General features: G+C 46.7%; 16 protein-coding genes and 1 pseudogene. 1 reads left to right on the top strand and 16 read right to left on the bottom strand.

The window, feature by feature from the left end; genetic code table 11:
• Positions 1–29 precede the first annotated feature (29 nt).
• From RCO25_RS22885 to RCO25_RS22830, 12 genes are all read right to left on the bottom strand, one after another.
• Positions 30–890 carry an ABC transporter permease gene (locus RCO25_RS22885; protein ID WP_308998442.1) on the bottom strand — a complete coding sequence of 287 codons (861 nt, stop codon included), beginning with the start codon at positions 888–890 and terminating at the stop codon, positions 30–32.
• The gene (locus RCO25_RS22880) at positions 887–1,882 is read right to left on the bottom strand and encodes an ABC transporter permease (protein ID WP_308998441.1); all 996 of its coding nucleotides are present in this window, start codon (positions 1,880–1,882) and stop codon (positions 887–889) included. Before RCO25_RS22880 ends, RCO25_RS22885 begins: the two co-directional genes overlap by 4 nt.
• A gap of 21 nt (positions 1,883–1,903) precedes the next feature.
• Positions 1,904–3,493: an ABC transporter substrate-binding protein gene (locus RCO25_RS22875; RefSeq protein WP_308998440.1), complete on the bottom strand. Its 1,590-nt coding sequence runs from the start codon at positions 3,491–3,493 to the stop codon at positions 1,904–1,906.
• Positions 3,494–3,764: 271 nt separating this feature from the next.
• The gene (gene nikR / locus RCO25_RS22870; RefSeq protein WP_308998439.1) at positions 3,765–4,214 is read right to left on the bottom strand and encodes a nickel-responsive transcriptional regulator NikR; all 450 of its coding nucleotides are present in this window, start codon (positions 4,212–4,214) and stop codon (positions 3,765–3,767) included.
• Between the two features lie 53 nt (positions 4,215–4,267).
• The gene (locus tag RCO25_RS22865) at positions 4,268–4,570 is read right to left on the bottom strand and encodes a Dabb family protein (protein ID WP_308998438.1); all 303 of its coding nucleotides are present in this window, start codon (positions 4,568–4,570) and stop codon (positions 4,268–4,270) included.
• Between the two features lie 114 nt (positions 4,571–4,684).
• Positions 4,685–7,717, bottom strand: coding sequence for a beta-galactosidase, LacZ type (gene lacZ, locus RCO25_RS22860; RefSeq protein WP_308998437.1), 3,033 nt, complete (start codon positions 7,715–7,717; stop codon positions 4,685–4,687).
• A 75-nt stretch (positions 7,718–7,792) separates the two neighbouring features.
• Positions 7,793–8,617 carry a carbohydrate ABC transporter permease gene (locus tag RCO25_RS22855; RefSeq protein ID WP_308998436.1) on the bottom strand — a complete coding sequence of 275 codons (825 nt, stop codon included), beginning with the start codon at positions 8,615–8,617 and terminating at the stop codon, positions 7,793–7,795.
• Entirely contained in the window at positions 8,610–9,449 is an 840-nt protein-coding gene (locus tag RCO25_RS22850; protein WP_308998486.1) for a carbohydrate ABC transporter permease, read from the bottom strand. Before RCO25_RS22850 ends, RCO25_RS22855 begins: the two co-directional genes overlap by 8 nt.
• Before the next feature lie 188 nt (positions 9,450–9,637).
• Positions 9,638–10,939: an ABC transporter substrate-binding protein gene (locus RCO25_RS22845; RefSeq protein ID WP_308998435.1), complete on the bottom strand. Its 1,302-nt coding sequence runs from the start codon at positions 10,937–10,939 to the stop codon at positions 9,638–9,640.
• A gap of 175 nt (positions 10,940–11,114) precedes the next feature.
• Positions 11,115–12,890: a sensor histidine kinase gene (locus tag RCO25_RS22840; protein WP_308998434.1), complete on the bottom strand. Its 1,776-nt coding sequence runs from the start codon at positions 12,888–12,890 to the stop codon at positions 11,115–11,117.
• A 3-nt stretch (positions 12,891–12,893) separates the two neighbouring features.
• On the bottom strand, positions 12,894–14,471 hold the full coding sequence (locus RCO25_RS22835; protein WP_308998433.1) for a response regulator transcription factor: 1,578 nt from the start codon (positions 14,469–14,471) through the stop codon (positions 12,894–12,896).
• Between the two features lie 23 nt (positions 14,472–14,494).
• Complete coding sequence (locus tag RCO25_RS22830; RefSeq protein ID WP_308998432.1) at positions 14,495–15,424, bottom strand: ArsR/SmtB family transcription factor; 930 nt, start codon at positions 15,422–15,424, stop codon at positions 14,495–14,497.
• Between the two features lie 156 nt (positions 15,425–15,580).
• On the opposite strand from RCO25_RS22830, the gene arfA reads away from it, so the two are divergent.
• The gene (arfA, locus tag RCO25_RS22825; RefSeq protein WP_308998431.1) at positions 15,581–17,086 is read left to right on the top strand and encodes an arabinosylfuranosidase ArfA; all 1,506 of its coding nucleotides are present in this window, start codon (positions 15,581–15,583) and stop codon (positions 17,084–17,086) included.
• Between the two features lie 152 nt (positions 17,087–17,238).
• Here arfA and RCO25_RS22820 read toward each other — a convergent pair.
• The 4 genes and pseudogenes from RCO25_RS22820 to RCO25_RS22805 all read right to left on the bottom strand — a co-directional run.
• Positions 17,239–17,385, bottom strand: a pseudogene (locus tag RCO25_RS22820) (sugar ABC transporter substrate-binding protein); the annotation flags it as partial.
• 30 nt (positions 17,386–17,415) lie between these two features.
• A complete protein-coding gene (locus tag RCO25_RS22815) occupies positions 17,416–18,498 on the bottom strand; it encodes a response regulator (RefSeq protein ID WP_308998429.1) in 1,083 nt (360 codons plus the stop codon).
• Positions 18,491–20,269 (bottom strand): sensor histidine kinase, encoded by a 1,779-nt coding sequence (locus tag RCO25_RS22810; protein ID WP_308998428.1) that lies wholly within the window; start codon positions 20,267–20,269, stop codon positions 18,491–18,493. Before RCO25_RS22810 ends, RCO25_RS22815 begins: the two co-directional genes overlap by 8 nt.
• 355 nt (positions 20,270–20,624) lie before the next feature.
• The gene (locus tag RCO25_RS22805) at positions 20,625–20,831 is read right to left on the bottom strand and encodes a hypothetical protein (protein ID WP_308998427.1); all 207 of its coding nucleotides are present in this window, start codon (positions 20,829–20,831) and stop codon (positions 20,625–20,627) included.
• Between the last annotated feature and the right edge of the window lie 213 nt (positions 20,832–21,044).

The following is a 21,044-nucleotide window of genomic DNA, read 5'->3' as shown; positions in this document are numbered from 1 at the left end:
ATTTGAATTGACGACGATCGGCTTAGCTGTCAAAGATGGGTATGGCGTGGATCAACCAGCTGCCGAAGATGATTGCCAAGCTTGTCGAATGCTCTTACGGTGAGCAGCAGTCCTAAGCCGGGAAATACGGCAAGCCACCACATGCCGCTCGATAAATAACGCATCGATTCAGAAAGAATGATGCCAATGGCCGGCTGATGCGGGGACATTCCAAGACCCAGAAACGTTACGGCCGCTTCATGCAGCACGGCATGCGGAAAAAGAATCAGGAACCCCACAAGCAATTGCGGCAGCAAATGCGGCGCCAAATGGCGGGTCGCAACGGCATAGCGAGAGCTTCCAAGCTTTCTCGCTGCGAGCACATATTCCGCGGACATCAGCTGCAGCGCCTCAGCGCGAATGATGCGGGCAAGGCTCGGCCAGTGTGTGAGCATAATTCCGACAGCAACTCCCTTCAGCCCGCCTCCACAAACAAAAGCGATCAAAATGAGCATGACGAGATGAGGAACGCTTAAGAAAACATCGATCAGCCAAGTAATGATGCGATCAGCGGTTTTGCCAAGCGTTGCTGCCATAAGCCCCATGATGGCAGCGATTACGACACTACATGCCGCACCAAGCAGACCAACCTGAATGCTTAAGGCAAGTCCTTTTACGGTTCGCGAGAGCATATCCCTGCCCAGCCAATCCGTGCCGAATAGATGGGATAGAGATGGCGCCAGGTTTCGGCTTTCCAGCTGAACGGAGAGCCCTGAAGCGCCGAGCAGCCAGCTGCCAATTCCAATGCTTGCAAGCAAGACTGCCGCAGCTGCCGCGGATACAAGCGTCCGCCGCCGTTCGTTCCAGCGCCGCCGCTCTTTCTCTTTCTGAACTGAGGCCGGTTGATTCATCCCCGCATCCCCTTCCCTAGCCGCAGCCTCGGATCAACCATCCGATAAAAGTAATCTGCTAAGGCATTTCCCGTAAATACGAACAACGTACTGCATAGAACGAGCCCCAAAAGAAGCGGCACATCGCCTCGCAACCCGGATTCTACTGTGGCTTGCCCAAGTCCGGGATACGAGAAAACTTGCTCGGCGAGCACCGCTCCCCCGAACAATTCACCGAATGAAGCGAATTGCAGCGTAATCGCAGGCAGCGCAATATTGCGCAGGCTATGTCTAAAAAATAAGACCGCGCCTCTTTCGCCCCTTGCTTTGGCAAATAAGATATAGTCGCTATCCATCACGTCGATCAGCTTCTGCCGCGTATGCAAAGCAATCGGCGCAATCCCGACTACGCTCAAAGTAATGCCAGGCAAAATCATATGGCGGATATAGTCGCCGGCTGTGACGCTTCCTGCCAGCACCCCTGCCGGCACGCCGAGCCCTACAGGCAGCCAGCCGAGCCAAACCGCAAACACCATCATGAGCAGCAGTCCGATCCAAAAGGCCGGTGTCGAGGCAAGCGTATAGCAGTAGCTTGTGATCATGCGATCGATCCAAGAATCTCTTTTTAACGCCGAAACCACGCCCGCAGCAAAACCCATGACACCCGAAAGCATCCATGCGAACGCCATGAGCAAGGCCGAATGCATAAATCGCTCCCCGATAACTTTGGTCACGGCCTCTCGGTAAATCATCGAGGTTCCCAAATCACCTTGAAGCAAAGCAGAAGCCCACTTTAAGAATCGTTCCGCAAACGGACGATCTAGTCCCCAATACGCGGCAATCTCTTCCCGCTGCTCCGCTCCGACACGCATCACATCCGCACCGATGTATGATTGTACGGGATCAATGGGCGACATCGCGACAAGCGCAAAGGTAATGATGCTGACCGAGGCCAGTAGAAGAAGCAGACGAATGATTTTTTTACCTATAAAAACAGCAATTCCTTGAAACATGCAAGAACCTCTTCCCGCTTTCTACTTTGTCCAGCTCCAGCTTTCGATGTTGTCCGTAACCGGCCATCCGTGACCATGCGGCTGAATGCGCTGCTTGCCGATGTCTAGCCCATCCTTCACCAAATAAAGATGATCGATATTGACGAGCCAAGCCCAGGGCGCATCGCCCTGTACGCTCAGCCCTGTTTGACCGTCCCATTGCGCTTGCTTCCAAAAGGACAGCGCTTCTTCTTCGGTACGGGCATCAAGCGCTTGCTCAAACAGCTTATCCACGGCCGGATTGCTGTAATAGCCGGTATTATAATAATCCACACCGCCATACTCACTGCTGTAAAGATTGAACATTTCCAGCGGATCATGGCTGCCCCAGCCAAGCAGCACTGCATTTGAATGCATGAGCTTCTCTATCTCATCCCAGCTCTTGCCTTCTACGTTGATTTGAATGCCAGCTTTTTTTACCATATCAGCGGCTGCCAAAGCGAGCGATTGCCGGGTAACATCTCCGGATGGATAAAGCAGCGTAAACTCCGCCTTAAGCGATCCTTTCTCAACAATGCCGTCCTTATCGCTGTCAACCCAGCCGCCATCGGCTAAAATCTGCGATGCAGCGTCCGCATCGTTGTCCTTGATTACAGTGTCCTCGTTCCACCAAGGCAGACCGTCATTCGCGGTGAAAGCCGGTGAACCGTAGCCTTCCAAAATGCCCTCGACCAGCTGCTGACGGTCAATGACGGTGTTGATTGCCACACGAATCGCTTTATCTGCCGTAACATCATTGCCGATCGCATATCCCTTATCCGTTTTGCCGCCCGCCTTCACGTAAGGAAATGCGATTCCCCGATTATCTACCGTCTTGACTGCTTCGAGGCGCATCCCGGCAACTTCTTGATGGCTAAACGCAGAAGGGATGTAGGCCACATCGACGCTGCCCGCCTTCGCTGCCGCAAAAGCCGCATCCTCATTCAAGAATAGAAAGGTCAGCTTATGGATTGAAGGCTTGGCTCCGTAATAATTTTCATTCACCTCTACGATCAGCTGCTGTCCCCGATCCCATTGTACGAATGTGAACGGTCCGGACCCGATCGGTTTTTCCGCATAAGTGCTGCTATAAGCATGCTTAGGAACAATCCCTGTAGTGATCAGATTATAAACAAAGGTAGATTGGGGCTTATGAAGCTGGAAAACCACTTCATCCTGACCCGCCTTTACGCTTGTCAAATTGTTCAAATCAATGGCCGCTCCATTGCTGGCTATCTTATCAAAGGTAAACTTAACATCCTCGGCTGTTAACGGTTCCCCGTCTGAGAAGGTAACGTCGTTCCGAAGCTTGACCGTCCACGTTTTGCCGTCCACGCTGACCGCGTAGCTTGTTGCAAGATCGTTTACGATATTTAACTGATCATCTCTCTTCAGCAGCGTGCTCTGGAAAAGCGGCGACCCGTAACGGCCCCAGCCTTTTGTCGGATCAAAGCCCGTATCCGGCTCTGCGCCTATGGCTACAACAAGCTCATCCTTTGGCGCAGAGTTTTCTGCCGGCTTTGCCGTGCTGCAGCCGGCAACAAGCAGAAGAACAGCGAACGCAAACACCGTTCTTGAATAAAATCTTTTCATTTTAATCCCCCTGTTTGCGCTGATTTTCGTAACACGATTATACGATATTGTAACACGACCCAATTGCGAATTCACCATTTTTTCTTGGCTTCGCTTGGAATACGTAACAGACAAGCGTAAACGGCTGTCGCCGTCCTCAGTGGCATAAGCTATCGTTTCGCGGAGATATATAAGCACATTTATATGTGAAAACTTATAAATTCTTATATATTAAAAAGACTGTAAGCACGTATTCGCGCTCACAGCCTCGGAGATTGCTCAAATAAAAATATCATTCATGCGTGTGCTCTTTACCTTGATCATGCTTATCGGCGTAAGTGACCGAGAGCTCGGCATAGATGACGCCCTTCTGCGCTTGAATCTGCTGATGCAGCGAACGCAGCCGCGCAAGCTGTCCTCTCACGACGATAACCTCCAAGCATTGATCGTGATTCAAATGGACATGCATATTGGAGATGATGTCATGATGAAAGCGATGCTGTACCTCCATCAGCACGATCGGAAGATCGCTTGCGTGATGGTCGTAGACGAGTACGATCGTTCCCGCTACATGTTCCTGTCCGTTCATTCGGGCCGGCTCCAGCAAAGCCCGCCTAGCCATGTCACGAATGGCCTCGGATCGGTTTGTGTAGCCTTGCTCATCGATATAACGGTCAAACTGATCGATTAAAGGCGCCGGGAAAGAGACCCCGAACCGGACCAACTCTTCCTTGTCTGCCATACATTCACCCTGCCTGCTTCATTTTCGTCTTGTGATATCGTCAATGATAACCGTTAAACGATTGGATAATCAATGACGATCACATTATCAATAAGTCCGTCCAGTAAGCTTACAAAGCTTTGATGCGCGGGATGCGGGCCATAATCGAGCAAAGCCTGTTGATCGGTGAACGTTACCCTAAGCCCGAGTGTGTAGCCTTGAATATTGCCGGTTTCCGTCGTTTCGTTACTGCCGGTAGTCAATTGTATGATCCCCGGAATTTGCGACGGAAGCGAATATAACGCATCCAGCAGCTCCTTTTCTTTGCTGGCGGACAATTTTTCTTTGAATTTAAAGGAAACCAAATGCTCAAACATATGACGACAATCTCCCTTCCATGCTCTTAGCGCTATTTCACTTTATCATATCATGCGTGAGTGATGTGAAAAACAAAAAAAGCAGAGCATATGCCCTGCTTTTACTCTCTGTGCTTACAACCGCTCGATATTAAATTCAAAAGACAGCTCTTGATTCGCCGGAATCAAATACTCGTCATGGACTGGAGCACCCCAGCTGTCGTCGCCGCCGACACCCATTTGTCTGCCAGCTACTGTAACTACGGTGTAGTGTACGTTAGGCAGCTCATAATGGTGATAAGCACTCTCCAGCTCGAAGGCTGTGAACGGCGAAATATTGCATTCGACCGGCTGCTTCGCAGGAGCCGTAATCCGAATGCCTTGACCATAATCATTACTGATGCTTACACGGCGTACTCCCGTGCGGTTGCCTGATTCCTGTGGAACCACATACCCGGAAACATTATCGGCAGCGTCATTTCGGAATACGCCGAGTCTCGCTCCGAATGCCCGATCGATATAGTTTTCCTCCGGCCCCATCGCATACCAGTCCAAATGGCAATAATCTGCCGGTATTTTGAAAGAAAGTGCAAATATCGGAAGCTTAGGCAGTCCTTTTGCTCCTTCATAACGCGATTTCACGTTCAGGCTGCCATCTGCAAGAACCTTATAGGAAACCGTAACCGACACGTCTGCGCTAATGCTTAGCTTGTAACGGAAGGTGACGGTTGCGCTTCCCGCTTCCTCCGACAATTCAACGCCGGTACACTTACGTGTCAAGCTCGCCGCAAACCAAGCGCCGGAATCAAAGCCTAGCGAGAAACCTTTATCATTGTCGGTAGTCGCGCGCCAGAATAGTGGAGCCGGCGGAATCGCGATCAGCTCTCTGCCCGAATAATTCAAGGAAATAAGCGTTCCGGCCTGCTTCGAGAACATAATGCTGAAATCTCGGCCATGAACGCCAATGTTGACATCTCCCTCGACGACTCGGAGCGACCCCGACGGCTGTTTTGATGCTGTTTCTTGTTCCGTTACAAATACATATTGCCCGAATGAGGTCTCGTGTCCGGCCTCTGCCCAAAGTGTACGCTCTTTCAAATGAAGCGAGGCATGGAGCGCATATTCGCCTGGCTCATCCGCGCTCGGCAGCTCCAGCTTCACATAAGCTTCCGATTGCGCTGCAACGTCAACAGCCAGTTTGCTTCGGAAAATTTCTTCGCCTTCAAGATGCAGCGCAATAACCAAATCATAAGCATCCGTGCCCTCGAACAGATTTTCATTGATCACTTTCACGCCATGCCGGTCAGGAATAAGCTTGATATTCTGGTAGAGGAACTTAACCTCCTGCATTTTAGGCGATTCCTTGCGGTCTGCATACACAATGCCGTTCGTACAGAAATTGTAATCGGTCGCTCGGTCGTCGAAATCACCGCCGAAGGCCAGGAACTCTTTGCCGTAACGATCCTTTTTCACAATGACTTGATCAATATAATCCCAAATGAAGCCGCCTTGGTACATGGCGTATTTCTGCTCCAATTCCGTATATTTATGCATGCCGCCGACCGAATTACCCATGGCGTGCATGTATTCACAGCTGATATAAGGCTTCTCCGGATTATCGTTCAAGTATTGCTCAATATCCGCAGGTTTCGCATACATTCTGCTTTCCATATCGCTTGTCGCATTATATTTCCGGTTATGGAACACGCCCTCGTAATGAACGAGCCTGCTCGGATCCGTCTCGCGGAAGTAGTTCGATACATTCAGCAGCACTTCCCCCGCATAGGCCTCATTCCCGACGGACCAAATCAGAATCGATGGGTGATTCTTATCCCGTTCTACCATCGAAATCGCACGGTCCATAACGATCGGCTGCCATTCTGGTTTATTTTCCGGGATGTTCCAGGACGGCTCAACCGCCCCCATTTTTTGCCATGAGCCATGCGTTTCAAGGTTCATTTCGTCTATGACATAGACGCCGTAAATATCGCAAAGCTCATACCATAACGACTGATTCGGATAATGTGAGGTGCGGACAGCATTTAGGTTGTTACGCTTGATGGCGGCAATATCCCACAGCATATCTTCCTTCGTAATCGAACGTCCCCTGCGGCTGTTGAATTCGTGACGGTTGACGCCCTTGAAGACGATACGCTTGCCGTTGAGATGCATAACCTTATCCATCATTTCAAAGGTACGGAAGCCGACTCTTTGCGGAATCGCCTCGACAAGGTTGCCTAACGAATCATATACCGAAATATACAGCATGTATAAATAAGGATTTTCTGCGCTCCACGGTGTTACTTTGCCAGCATCAAGAGACAAAGAGAAAGTGTCGCTTGTTACAGAACCAGACTTCTCCGAAGCGGTTGTACGTCCATCCGCATCCTTTAACTCGATCACTATGCTGGACGGCTGGGCGCCGGACAGCTTCAAATCTACGCGCAGATTGCCCTGCGTATAAGTGTTATCCAGCTCCGCATGCACAAATAGATCGCGAACATGAATGCTAGGAACGGTATATAAATAAACATCGCGGAAAATACCCGAGAACCGCCAGAAATCCTGATCTTCCAGCCAGCTGCCGGTACTCCGCTGATACACTTCTACTGCTAGTTTATTTTCTCCTTCTGCTAGAAACGGAGTGAGGTCAAATTCCGATGGCGTAAAGCTATCTTCACTGTATCCGACGAATTCGCCATTCAGCCAAAGATAGAATGCCGATTCCACCCCTTGAAAGGAAAGGTACACAGGTTTGCCCACCATTTGGGCAGGTACAGAAAAATATTTTACATAGCTGCCCACTGGATTATGATCCTCCGGAATAGCCGGCGGACGTATGTCGTTATGACCATCCCATGGATACATCGTATTTACGTATTGAGGCTTGCCATAGCCTTGTAATTGAATATGTCCAGGCACTTCAATGTCTTTCCATCCATCCACATCATAATCAATTTGATGAAAATGCTCGGGACGGTCCGCAGGCTTTACCGCATAGCTGAACTTCCAGCTGCCGTTCAAAGAATGACGCAAAGCCATCGGAACTTCCGCTGCAGCTTCCTCTATCGACTCGTAATAACGGTGATCGGAATGCGCAGGCAATCGGTTCACCGCAAATATGCTCACATCAGTGAGCCAGCTAATATTCGGTTTCATCTTATTCATTGCTTTTTCCCCTTAAATTTATTTAAAAGTCAGGGGCCGCGTAAGAAGCACGCAGCCACCTGACTTTTCGTTTGACTATTTCACTGAACCTGTCATCCCCGCTACAAAATGCTTCTGCATTAAGAAGAATACGAGCGCGGTCGGAATCGTCGAAATAACGATAGCCGTCATAATAATACCATAATCCGGGGAATAGCTTGAACCCAAGTTGGAAATTAGCATCGGGACTGTCTTTTTCTCCGGTGATTGCAAAACGATGAGCGGCCAGAGATAGTTGTTCCAGCTCGACATAAACGTGATAATGCCTGCTGCCGCATAGGTCGTTTTCATCGTTGGCATGAAGATCCGGAAAAAAAGACTGATTTCATTCAGACCATCAATCCGGCCGGCTTCAAGCAGCTCCCGCGGAAACATTTTTGTATTTTGACGGAAGAAGAAAATCAGGAACGCTGTCGTAAAGGTCGGTAATACAACCCCTGACAATGTGTCCAGACCGATGAAAGGAATGACCTGCGAAATTCCCCCGAACATTTGATACAACGGGACCATAATGGCTGCGAAAGGGATCATCATGGAAAGCAGCAGGATGTTAAAAACAACATCCTTTGCCCTGCTGCGATAAATTTCAAAGCCGTAGCCAGCCAAAGAGGCAATAACCATGGCGAGAACCGTCGTCGTTACTGAAATTTTTGCTGAATTCAGCAATGCGGGCAAGATGTCCACCGTACTGAACAGCTGATTAATATTTTCGAAAAGCTGACCGCCGGGAAGCAATCTTCCTTTGGTTACGTCGGCCGATTTATTCGTAGCGCTGATGATCATCCAAAGAAACGGGAAGATCGAAACGAAAGCAAGCACGCTTAGAAAAATATAGACAAAAACACGCTTGAGCTTATCCATTTTTATCACCTGCCGCTTTGAACTGAATGAACGCCAAGATGACGATCATGATAACAATTGAATACGAGACGGTAGCCGCATAACCGAAATCGGCCGAATATTTGAAGGACAGGTTATAGATATACTGAGAGATGGACATGGATGCATTACCCGGCCCGCCCTTCGTAATATTGACAACCTCATCAAACAATTGCAAGGTACCGATTGTTGAAGTAATGGAAGTGAACAAAATGATCGGCTTTAGCAGCGGCACGGTAATTCCAAAAAACTGTCTCGTGGAAGAGGCACCGTCGATTTTTGCTGCTTCGTAGATCGAATGATCAATATTTTGAAGCGCGGACAAGTAGAAAATCATATTATAGCCTGTCCAGCGCCATGTGATTGCGATAATTACGGTAACTTTCGCCCAGAACGGATCCGTAATCCATTGAATGGGGTTTGCGATCAAATGAAGGTTCGTTAACAGTTTATTAACTAAGCCTTCCGTAGCAAACAAATATTTAAAGATAACGGAGTAAGCTACGAGCGAGGTAACGGCAGGCAAAAATATTGCCGTACGGAAAAATCCTTTAAATTTCAATTTGCTGTCGTTTAGTAATACAGATATAAACATAGCAAGTACGATCATGACTGGAACTTGAATGACCAAATAAATAAACGTGTTCTTCACTGCGGTTAAAAACGTCTTATCGCTAAATAGCCGAACATAATTGTCAAAGCCGGTAAATTTCAAATTCATTCCTTTACCTGATTTGAACGATAGTAGTAGCGCCTGAATCATCGGATAAAAGTAAAACGCCGCAATCATGACAACCGCAAGAATGATAAACATCCAGCCAGTCAAATTAGCTCTAGTGCGAATTCTCACGCCAGGCTTCGCTGCTTTCACGTTAGCCTAACCCCTCTCTTTACGGGAATAAAACCATAGGGGTCCCTCCAGCTCCTGTAGCCGGATCAATCCATTGCGATGCAGGAGAAGGAGAAGAGCCCCGGTCTTATTTCATAGCCGTATGGTCTGTTTTATTTAACTTGCGTTTCAGCTTGCGCTTGCGCGTCTTTGAGCACATCGTCAATTGCCTTGCCGCCTAAATAGTTTTGCATTTCCACGACGAGAATATCTTCAACTGCGTACGTGTGCATGCCGTAGTTCACGCTAGGAATTTGCTCTGTCCATTTTGCGAAATCCTCAATTACCTTTTGCCCGCCAAAAAACTCATCAGCTTGCTTGTACGCGTCGCCGGCAGCCGCAGCTTTCAGGGTACCGATCGCACCGATCTCCGTCACAAGCTTCTGATAAAGATCAACATCGGAACCGAAGGTTTGTTTCAGAAACTCTGCCGCTGCTTCTTTCCCGTCAACGTTCATGACATACCACGAGCTGCCGCCTAGATTGGAAGCATTCACCGAGTTCGGGTTGTTAGACAGCTTAGGGAAAGGAACGACTGACCATTTGCCGGATTGTGAAGCCTCTGCCTTAACGGAAGCCGTAATCCAGTTTCCAGTAGGAACAGTAGCAACTTCACCGCTGTTAAAGCCGCCTACAAACTGGCTCCAATCGGAAGTAACCTTCACAATGTCAGCGCCCATAAGCTCTTTGTAAGTTTCAAACGCTTCTTTAAGCGCTTCATTGCCCGTAAGGTTAGGAGTCGTTCCATCTTCCTTCAGGTACCATGAACCGGCCGATTGAATCATCATACGGATCAAGCCAAGGTCATTCGGATCTTGCGTAAGCAATGACTTGCCTGTTTTTGCTTTCACTGCTTTACCGATCTCAATGAATTTTTTCCAGTCGATATTTTGCAGGTCTCCGATTTTATAGCCTGCTTCTGTCAAATAGTCGCTTCTTACGTACAAACCCGCTACGCCTGAGTCGAACGGTACACCGTATTGCTTGCCGTCTACGCTTGTAGGTCCGATTTTGTAATCTGCGAAATCAGCCGGTTTAATGAAATCCGTTAATTCGAAGAAAGCATCCGGATACGCTTGCAGGAAGCTTTGCGCACGGTAATCCTCAATTAACACGATGGTCGGCAAGCTTTTTGTCGTTCCCGCATTCAAGCCTGCGTTCAATTTTTGAATGATATCTGCCTGTGCGTTTTCCACGATGTTGACCTTCAGGTCGGAATCGGGATTTTTAGTCTTGTAAGCTTCGCTTGCACGTTCCATTGCACCGATGTTAAAAGCTTTATCCCATGCCCATACTGTAATTTCCTTCGTACCTTCAGCGGGTGTGCCGCCATTTTCAGGTGCTGTGTTCTCATTGTTTCCGCATGCTGTCAGCAAAACGAAGCTGGCAAGCATAACTGCGAGTAGTTTTTTCAATTCCATTCAACCCCTTTAAGCTTTGTCTAAGCACATTTACTAGCTAACGATAATCAGTATAACAATTCATCAAAACGACTCGTTAGCAATATATTTGTGCGGATTTGTCATTCTATTGTTACCTTTCCAATCGTTAATATGTAATTAGAAAATTATTTGCTTATTGGTACTTTCTTTAGGTCTTATGAAGAGGCAGCCTAATCTTCACTCTTGTTCCGTCACCGATATTACTCACGATGGCAACGCCGAATTCTTCTCCGTACAGCAGTCTAAGCCGATCATGCACATTGCGAATGCCAATACCGGAGAAGAAATGGCTTGTGCTGATCGAGCTGTGGGCAGGATTTTCATGATCATAGCCCTCCATGCCAACGCCGTTATCGACAACCTCGCACACAAGCGCATTTTCCTCGCGTGAAACAAGTACATAGATATGCCCTTCGCTGCGCTCTTGGAAGGCATGGAAAAAGGCATTTTCAATAAAGGGCTGGATAATGAGCTTGGGAATGTGATAACCGTAACAGTCCTCGGCAATGAAATAATTGACCGTAATCTGCTCGCCATATCGCACGTGGTTAATAAAAACGTAGTTTTTCAAATTCACGAGTTCTTGGGCCACACTAATCGTTTCGCTGATATTGCTTACCGTATTTTGCAACAGCGATATAAGCGCATTGATGGTAGCTGCCGCTTTCTCCTTGTTTCCCTGCTGGACAAGGATCTTGACGGACGCGAGCGTATTGTATAAAAAATGGGGATTGATCTGCATTTGCAAAGCGGAGAGCTCAGCATTTCGTTGATCCTTTTGCGTCTGAATCAGCTTTTGGATATAATCGTTTAACTCATCCAGCATGTAGTTGTAAGCTTTTCCAAGCTCCTTGATCTCGTAGCTGCCCGTCACGGTTATGTAATTGTCAAAGTTATTTTCAGTGATCCGCGGCATTTGTCTGGCAAGGAGAGTCAAGGACTTCGTTAATCGTCTGGATATTAGAAAAACAATGATCAGAGCGACAATCACGATAGCAACACAAATAAGCGCGACTGTCTTGAAATCGACCATCTCGCTCAGCACCTGTTGCTTATCAATGAGATTAACCAGGTAAAAGTCGTATACAGGCAAGTATTCGGACAGCACCAGGCTGTTTTTCCCCATCACGCTAACTTCTTTGTATTTCAGCTGCTGCTTTTCGATTTCTTGCGCATAACCGAGCAGGTCCTGCTCTTGTCTGCCAATCAGGTCGGAGCGGTTGCTTGATACAACCATGCCGGATCGATCCAATATGGCAACGTCATTGCCGCTGCTTGTAAAGCTTGTGTAAAATCGCTTAAAATCGCTTTCCCGTATGGCAAAATAAAGAATGCCGTATTGATTGCCGCTCGTCCTCTCCATTAGAGCTCTGGAAGCGACGATGACTGGATCTTCATTGGACGCGCCGGTAAGGTTTTCTTTATCCAACTGGTAGATAAGTCGCTTAGGCTGTATGAGCGTGTTAACGGTTAACAGGCTTTTTCTCAGCTTCTCCACCGAATTAGGCCAATAATAGCTGTCCGTCGAATGGCTTTTTCGATTGATTCCCGTAATGGTCATCGTAACCGGATATGCCGCGACGTTGGATTGAATCCGTTCCATCTGCTGACTGGCTTGGTAATAACTTTTTAATGAGGCAAGCGTGTCCATGTCGGGGTTCGTCAAAAAACCTTTAATTGCCCCGTTCTGCAAAACATTGTTGGAGGCCGTGACGACCGAATAATTAAAAGACTCAAAATTCGCCTGGATTTGGTTGATGATTTTTGAATTCGTAATGCTGAATGTATTCATAAACAGCTTTTCTGACATTTGAATCGTGACCAGGGTCGTAAGTAACGATACCGTTATAATACTGACCAGCGTAACCATAAACATTTTAATAAACAGACTTTGATACTTAAATTTATCCAAAAAACCTTTCATCGCTTAATCCCTCTTCTTACCTGTGTATTGTTTTCTGTAATGGCTTGGGGACAAACCCGTTAACTTCTTAAATACCTTCGTAAAATAACTATGGTCCGAATAACCGACCATACCGCTAATTTCAGCAATGGATGACGAATCGTCCTGCAATAGCTCTGCGGCTTTCTCCACCCTGATCCTATTCAAATATTCGCTGAAGCCCTCCTTATTATGCGAGGTGAAATAGCTTGATAAATAGGATGGGTTAAAATGAAAATGCTTTGCTAATTCCGTAAGGCTTAGCGGTTCCGCATAATGCTCGCGTATAAAATGAAGCAGCTGTGTCATATTTGAATTGCTGCCCGCGGCCCCTCTCTTCTTGATCACGTCATTTGCCTCGTTGATAAAAGCATTAAGCAGCGTGATCGTCTCGCTCGCATGCGTCGATTCTCCGATCAGCTTGAAGTATTTATATTTTGATTCCTCAAGTTTCTTTATGTCGGACTCCAGACGACCAAGCAAAATCGTAATATTGAAAATGACATTGCTTACAAAAGATTTAAATTCGAATACATCCGTCTTGTAATTTCTTGCGAGACCATTCACATGTTCAAGCAGCTTGCCGAACGCGTCGACAAATTGCCGCCTGTTCATCAGCTCCGTAAAATGATTCATGTTAAAGCTCTGGATTTCATCCGTGCTCTTCGAAAGCTCGTTATAAACGATGAGATGCTGGGATTCCGGAAGAAAGAAACGATAAGCATTCATTTTGAGAAAACGATCCTTGTAATACAGGGCCAGCTGCCTCAAATCAGAAAAAGACTCGCCTACCGTCCAGCCAATCCCCGGAAACTGAGCGATTGTCCAAGCCGCCAGCTTACGTGCCGTATTCGTTAAAGCAGCCATCTCGCTGCTATCCAAGTTAATAAGCATTACGACCATATTCGATTCGGTAGGCAGGTGAAAATAAACGGCTTGCGGCAGCTCTGCTTCAAGCTCTGCTTTCATTCGATCCAGCCACTGTGGATTGCCATTCCCGTCTATGCCTTTGGTTTGGATTTGCTTTAAATCGGCGCCCAGCAGCTGATATTTGTTATTGGGGAATGCTTCCGCTATGATCGCGTCATTTGCATCAACTTCATAACCGGAAAGGAGCTTGTCCAGCATCGCATGGATGGACAACCCTCCTTCATCCTCTGATTCTACAAGCTTCAATGAAGGAATTTTCTGAGCAGTACGCTTTACTATGTCCAATAACTGAAAGGCTTCCAGCTTAGGCTTTAAAATATAATCGGCAACGCCGCTTTGGAAGGTCGATCTTACGTAATCAAACTCGCCAAAGCTGCTTAAAATAATGACTTCGATTTGAGGAAATCTCGTCTTTATCGCACGGGTCAATTCCTCTCCGCCCATGACGGGCATAACGATATCCGTAATGACGATATGGGGCTCCAAACGCTCGATCAATTCAAGCGCTTCTTTGCCGTTAGAGGCTTCACCGACAATTTGAAAGCCTTCATGCTCCCAATTCAGCAGATGCTTAATCCCCTGCCTGACTAATAATTCATCATCTACGATGAGAACACGACATGAAATGGCCATAACTTATACCTCCGCTATCTGATCTATGTTTTGTTGCTTTCAGAGTCCGACTGCTCATAATAGCTCCGAATGACGATATCTTGATCATAATTCCCAAATCCTTTTCCGTACAGCGTCAGTCCGCCGCGGCCTTGCGAGGTATCCTCCGCGCGTATTCGAAATGTCCACTGGGAGTTATCCCAAGGCACGTCCATTATCGTAGTATCGGATATTTGCATACCATCAATGAATGATCCGAATTTATTAATTCTCAGTACCTTCATTAAACCATATTGATTAACGTCGTTCTTCCACCAATCCGGAGACAAGCGTCCCCGCATGCGGCCGAAATCCCCTGGGCTTGTCCATGTGCCAAGCTCTGTCCCGTTTATTGCGAATTGAATATCCGAAGGCCAATTTTCATTGATATAAGGAGCCTCCGAACCAATCTCCATCGATATCTCGATTTCTTGCACCTTTTGATCCTTGAATAAATAATTAGGGATTTTGTATTCGACAAATCCTCTGGTGAACCATAGGATCCCGGCATGCACGCGTTCAGGATCCAAAAAATAAGCAGGATTGTCATAATGCCCAATCATCTTCTCCGTTGTGGCAAGCCCGCAGGTAGGGGAAGCTTCAATATCCGTGTATTGGCCAATCGGGATGGATACCTCTGCGAACTTTCTTGCAGCGGGCGTAAATCGAGACAGCTTGATTTGGAGATACTCCGTAGACAAGGAACAGAACTTATAGGTCCCTCCATTGATTCTGCGCATCTTACAGCTGACGAGACCGGCCTTCTGCAGCTTGTTCACATGCGTGCTTACAATTGCGCTGCTTAGAAACAGTTCCGATGCCAGTTCTTTGATATGCATCTCTTTCATATTTAATAAGTCGATAATCTGCAAGCGAGCCTCGCTTGCCAGCGCTTCATATACGCGCAGCGATTCCGCATCGGTCGATAAATACATGCAATACACCCGCTTTTACAATTAGCAATTTAGTTAATCCTAAGATAATCATAGGCAACCGTATTGAATCTGAGTTGTTAATATGATAAATATTAATTAGATTATCAACAATTATGAATTAGTTTATTAATTAATTCAACTAGGAGGTTGTTATTTATGTCTATTCAATCAACCATGCTTATCGATAAAAACTTTCCCGTTTCCGAGGTAGATCCCAGGCTCTACGGTTCCTTTATTGAGCATTTGGGAAGAGCAGTTTACGGCGGGATCTATGAGCCCGGCCATCCTACTGCCGATGATAACGGTTTTCGCCAAGATGCGCTGAATGCCATTCGTTCCTTGAACGTTCCAATCATCCGTTATCCAGGCGGAAATTTCGTTTCCGGTTATAACTGGGAGGACGGCGTTGGTCCTAAATCGGAGAGGAAACGTCTTCTGGATCTCGCTTGGTGGACGACCGAAACAAATGAAGTCGGCACGAATGAATTTGCGGATTGGGCCAAGCTTGTCGGCTCAGAGGTTATGATGGCAGTTAATCTCGGTACACGCGGCATTGATGCGGCTAGAAATCTCGTTGAATATTGCAATCATCCTTCCGGCTCCTACTATAGTGATCTAAGAATATCACACGGTTATAAAGATCCTCATAAATTTAAGACCTGGTGCCTCGGAAATGAAATGGACGGCCCTTGGCAAATCGGCGCAAAAACAGCAGTGGAATATGGCAGACTTGCGAATGAAACGGCAAAAGCAATGCGCTGGGTCGATCCTTACATCGAGCTTGTTGCATGCGGCAGTTCATCCAGCGGGATGAGTACCTTTGCCGATTGGGAGGCAACAGTACTTGATCTCACTTACGATCAAGTTGATTTCTTATCGCTGCATACCTACTACAATAATAATGAAAATGATTCCTCCAACTTCCTTGCGAAGTCGCTCGATATGGATCAGTTCATCTACGATGTCACGGCCATTTGCGATTATATAAAGGCCAAAAAGAAGAGCAAAAAGAAGCTCATGCTGTCCCTTGATGAATGGAATGTATGGAATTCCATCGGTTCAAGCCGCGCCGAGGAGCTGTGGCAGGTTGCGCCGCCGGAATTCGAGGATGTGTATACGCATGAGGATGCGCTCGCTGTCGGCTGCTTCATCATCACGTTACTAAAGCATGCTGACCGTGTGAAAATGGCTTGTATTGCTCAATTAATCAATGTCATCGCACCTATTATGACAGAAAACGGCGGGCCGCTCTGGCTGCAAACGACCTATTATCCTTATATGCACGCTTCGATCTACGGTAGAGGAACGGTGCTTCAGCCGATTACGACTTCGCCTAAATACGATTCGAAAGATTTCACGGATGTTCCGTACTTAGAAGCGATCAGCGTTTACAATGAGGAAAAAAACGAAGTGACGATCTTTGCTGTCAATCGTCATTTAACAAACGGTATGGAGCTTAGTGTTGACGTTCGCAGCTTCGGGAATGTTAGCGTGATCGAGCATATCGTTCTGGAAAATGACGATTTAAAGGCAAGCAACACGAAAGCAAATCCAGGACAAGTTGTGCCTCACAATCGCGGAGATGCCATTGCCGATAATGGTGCGGTAACATCCGTACTGGGTAAAGCGTCCTGGAATGTAATCAGGCTGCAAGTGAAATAACGCAATACCTTCACCGTATTGCTTCTTAACCCCAAATCAAAAACCGCCGGAGTATGTGCTCCGGCGGTTTTTGGTTTTTGCGGATGAAATAGGCGAATTAGAGAACGACGATTCGCAGCCGCTGAACCGCGACCGAGTGTTCATCCTCGTCACGACACCGGATTGAATTTTAGCTCCTGGAATAACGCGGAGGAATCCTTCTCATCATAGAAATAGTTCAGCAGATCCAGCGCCACTTCTTTGTTTTTGCTTTTTTTCGATACGGCTAACGTTGTAGAAGTAGACAGATTGATCATCGTGCCTGCTGTATTATTGTCGTGTTTTGTCGTTTATTTTCCGCTCTTCATATCGCCAGGCGTCACGCCAAAATGTTTTTTGAAGACGCGATGGAAATAAGGAAGCTCGGAATAGCCGGTTAGCCTCGCTGCTTCTTTAATGGAGACATGCGGCAACAGCAGAAGTTCCCTGGCTTTCTCCATCCGTTTGCGAATAATATATTCCGTCAAATTCTCCCCTGCGGCCGCTTTAAAGGTTCGGCTAAGATGCTCCTTGCTGACATAAAATTGAAGGGCTACGCTTTCAAGCGCGATCGGCTCTAAGTAATGCTTATCCAGATAATCTTTCACCTCTGCAATAACCAAATTGCCTTTCGTTTTTTGGACAGCTTCAAGCATATCGATAACTTCACTAAACAGGTTTCCGATTTTTCCGATTACTTCGGTTAAGCTGCCGCAAGGAGAGATACGCTTTTCGGGCAGGTTTACTTTACTGCCTTCAAACGAATATTCGCCTAAGAACTGCTCGAGTATATCTGTAAAATCGACATCCAGCCGCTCAAGCTGTTCCGCCTTTATACCTCCGGGAAAGGCTTCCGCCAATAAAAGTTCCACCTTGCTCAGTGAATGAAGGGCCGATGGCTTGCTAAGCTCAAATAATGCAGCAAGCGCACGCTGTTTAAGAGCGATATAACGATCAGTTTGGGGCACGCTTGAAAATAGCAAAGGCGATCTCCGGAGCGAACCTTCCGAATGCTCCAAGGCCTCCAGCTCTTCGACGCATTTCTGTAAAGCAGCATTAAGCTCCATGGGGTCAACAGGCTTCAGCAAATATTCCACCGCACGCGAACGAATGGCCTGTTTTAAGTAAATAAAATCGTCATATCCGCTCATGACTATAATTTTTAGCAGCGGAAACCGTTCGTTTATTTGTTTTAGAAGCTCAACGCCATCCGTGCCCGGCATGCGCATATCCGTTACAACGATGTGGGGAGCAAGCTCATCGATCAATCGAAGACCCGACTTCCCATCCTCTGCTTCGCCGGCAATAACAAGCTTCAGCCGTTCCCATTCTCCAAGAGCTTTGATAACCTCTCTTGCCCATGGCTCATCATCAATAATAAGTACTTTATTCATGCACATCCTCCTTCTTTGGCAATGGCAGCTTCAGCGCGATCAATGTCCCATTCCCAGACTGGCTGAATATTCGCAGTGCGGCGCTCTCTCCAAAATGCAATTTCAGTCTTGCATTTACATTTTGCAGGCCAATTCCTTTACGCATTCGCGGCTGATCCTTCTCCGGATCCAGCCGGTCAACCTTTATGGGCATGCCATCCTTTAGCTCTGACCTCAGCATCAACAAGCGTGTTCTATCCAAACCTATTCCGTTGTCCTGAATGAGGATAACCATACGCTTTCTGATTGCTTTTACCCGGATTTGAACCTTCCAGCTGCCTTCCTTCGGTTGAAGCCCATGCTCGAAAGCATTCTCTATCAGCGGCTGGAGCGTAAACCTTGGAAGCTGTATGCCGAGATCTGCGCCGTCGTAATCGATGGTAATCGTGCAGCGTCCCGAGAACCTTTGCTCCTGAATAAACAAATAATTGCGAATATGCTTTAATTCTTCATCCAGCGCAGCTGCTTCATGCCCGGAGCTTATCGAATAACGCAGCAGATCGCCGATAACCTTCGTAATCTTATAAATTTCTGGCGCGCCCTTCACTAATGCCATGCCGCCGATTAAATTCAAGGTGTTATTTAAAAAATGAGGATTAATTTGTGCCTGCAGCGCCATGAGCTGTGCATTCTTAACCTCGATCTCTTTCTGGTATTCGTTCTCTACCAGCTCCTTCATCCGCTGCATCATCGAATTATAGCCTCGTTCCAGGAGTCCGATCTCATCTTGACTGCGGACCGAAGTAAGCTCAAATTGTTGAATGGGCGTCATGCGCATCGTTCTTGCTAAGCTGACAATGGGTCTAGTAATTCGAAGCGACACCATGATAGACAATAAAATGGAGGCTAACGCAAACAGCAAGCCTGTTATAATTCCCGCTCTAACCGTATTGTTAGCGCTCTCAGCAATCGTCGTAATCGGTAAAGCCTTAATGAGAGTAAGCTCGCCGTCATCGACGCGTTTGATAAATATAAAATGGCTGTCGGTCTTCATGATTTCCAACTCTTTATTTAGGATACCATCATGGTTTAGGATATCTGCTATGTCGTATAAGCCTGGCTCCAATGTGGAGCCGGACAACTGCTCCCCCTCGTCATTAACTAAGAAAACGGAACTGTCATCTTCCGATTTCAAAATATTGCTGACTTCCTTCCATACTTCCTTATTCATACGGACGGATAATCCCCCCAGCAATTCCTGATCCGCAAACCGGTTCATGCTGTGAAAGGCATAAATACCGCTGTCGGCTTGCTTGAAGTACATATTAATAGGGGCTTGCAGCATTCGATTCCAGTTCCCCTTCTCAATATCAAGCGAATAAATTAAGCCGCTGTTCGCATAATTGACCGAATAAATCTTTTGACTTTGATGCGTATACAGCGCCAGCTCATCTATTTTTTTGGAATTTGCATAAAAAGCTTTCGTCAACGTTTCTTGAATATATTTCTGCGTGCGAAACTGTCCGCTTCCGCTTTGGTTATCGATTGCGTTCAGACCTTCGATCAACGGCTGGTTGACCTGAAGCGAATAAAATAGAACGTCCATCTGCCGGATCAGCTCATCCAAATATTGATCAGCAGACAACATCCGAGAGCGGTTCGCATCGATGATTTCTTTTTCGACCGAGCCGCGGGTATTGTTCATTGCAATCCACGTAACCGTCAGTACGGGCAGCGTCGTCAAACAAATCATCAAAACCATGAGCCTATAGCGTATACTGGTCCGTTTCATTTCTCTCTCCCTCTTCCTGTGAAGTCATACGCGTGGCTGTTAATTCAAGTGTACCAAAACAATGCCACTTTTCATTGCATTAAATTAACATTTAGTTTTGCATTTTATTGATGATCGTCATTCCAGGCCTTTTTCCAGCTGATTCTACCGTCATATGTCTCGTAAGGCTCTGGCACAAGCATTGGATAAGGGAGTTTCTTTATCAATATTGCTATCAAAATGAAGCTGCTCCCGAGCAGCGCGGCAACTCTAGCCGTTCCCATAACAAACGAAAAAAAGCCCTCTGTCTCACATTGCATAACATAATGTTATGCCCGCATGACAGAAGGCCCTTCCTTATTTATTTTGTATTATATTAAGGAGTGCTGACCTCATCGGTGGCCTCTGGTTCGGTTGTATTGCCTGACGCGTTGTTATCATCTTCTATGATCACGTTTCCATTTGCATTGCCATCCACGTTATTAGCATTATTGCATGCAGATGCGGTGAAGACGACCGTAACGCTCATCAAGGCAATTAATATCAGCTTAGTGTGGCTGCTATTCTTTTTTGTTTTATTCATTTGTGGTGCTCCTCTCGACTGGTTGTTGGAGTGCTTAACTATACTTAACCAATGAGGAGATTCTGAACCACTTTAACCATGAGAAAATTTTCAGAAAAAAAACTACGACAGCAAGATTAACTAGCAGGTATTTCCAAACATTTGTCGAAGGTATATAGGTCAGAATTTATCCTAGGAGATGACCTTCATGCTTGAGAAAAATAGATTGGGTAA

Source organism: Paenibacillus sp. LHD-38 (genome assembly GCF_031157315.1).
Lineage (GTDB): Bacteria > Bacillota > Bacilli > Paenibacillales > Paenibacillaceae > Pristimantibacillus.
The sequence above is the reverse complement of the archived record's forward strand: the minus strand, read 5'-3'. Positions and strand labels throughout refer to the sequence as shown.

Bases quoted from the DNA above. Each gene is read 5' to 3' on its own strand.
- RCO25_RS22885 (WP_308998442.1), bottom strand. From the start codon at position 890: ATGAATCAACCGGCCTCAGTTCAGAAAGAGAAAGAGCGGCGGCGCTGG.
- RCO25_RS22880 (WP_308998441.1), bottom strand. From the start codon at position 1,882: ATGTTTCAAGGAATTGCTGTTTTTATAGGTAAAAAAATCATTCGTCTG.
- RCO25_RS22875 (WP_308998440.1), bottom strand. From the start codon at position 3,493: ATGAAAAGATTTTATTCAAGAACGGTGTTTGCGTTCGCTGTTCTTCTG.
- nikR (WP_308998439.1), bottom strand. From the start codon at position 4,214: ATGGCAGACAAGGAAGAGTTGGTCCGGTTCGGGGTCTCTTTCCCGGCG.
- RCO25_RS22865 (WP_308998438.1), bottom strand. From the start codon at position 4,570: ATGTTTGAGCATTTGGTTTCCTTTAAATTCAAAGAAAAATTGTCCGCC.
- lacZ (WP_308998437.1), bottom strand. From the start codon at position 7,717: ATGAATAAGATGAAACCGAATATTAGCTGGCTCACTGATGTGAGCATA.
- RCO25_RS22855 (WP_308998436.1), bottom strand. From the start codon at position 8,617: ATGGATAAGCTCAAGCGTGTTTTTGTCTATATTTTTCTAAGCGTGCTT.
- RCO25_RS22850 (WP_308998486.1), bottom strand. From the start codon at position 9,449: ATGTTTATCATTCTTGCGGTTGTCATGATTGCGGCGTTTTACTTTTAT.
- RCO25_RS22840 (WP_308998434.1), bottom strand. From the start codon at position 12,890: ATGAAAGGTTTTTTGGATAAATTTAAGTATCAAAGTCTGTTTATTAAA.
- RCO25_RS22835 (WP_308998433.1), bottom strand. From the start codon at position 14,471: ATGGCCATTTCATGTCGTGTTCTCATCGTAGATGATGAATTATTAGTC.
- RCO25_RS22830 (WP_308998432.1), bottom strand. From the start codon at position 15,424: ATGTATTTATCGACCGATGCGGAATCGCTGCGCGTATATGAAGCGCTG.
- arfA (WP_308998431.1), top strand. From the start codon at position 15,581: ATGTCTATTCAATCAACCATGCTTATCGATAAAAACTTTCCCGTTTCC.
- RCO25_RS22815 (WP_308998429.1), bottom strand. From the start codon at position 18,498: ATGAATAAAGTACTTATTATTGATGATGAGCCATGGGCAAGAGAGGTT.
- RCO25_RS22810 (WP_308998428.1), bottom strand. From the start codon at position 20,269: ATGAAACGGACCAGTATACGCTATAGGCTCATGGTTTTGATGATTTGT.
- RCO25_RS22805 (WP_308998427.1), bottom strand. From the start codon at position 20,831: ATGAATAAAACAAAAAAGAATAGCAGCCACACTAAGCTGATATTAATT.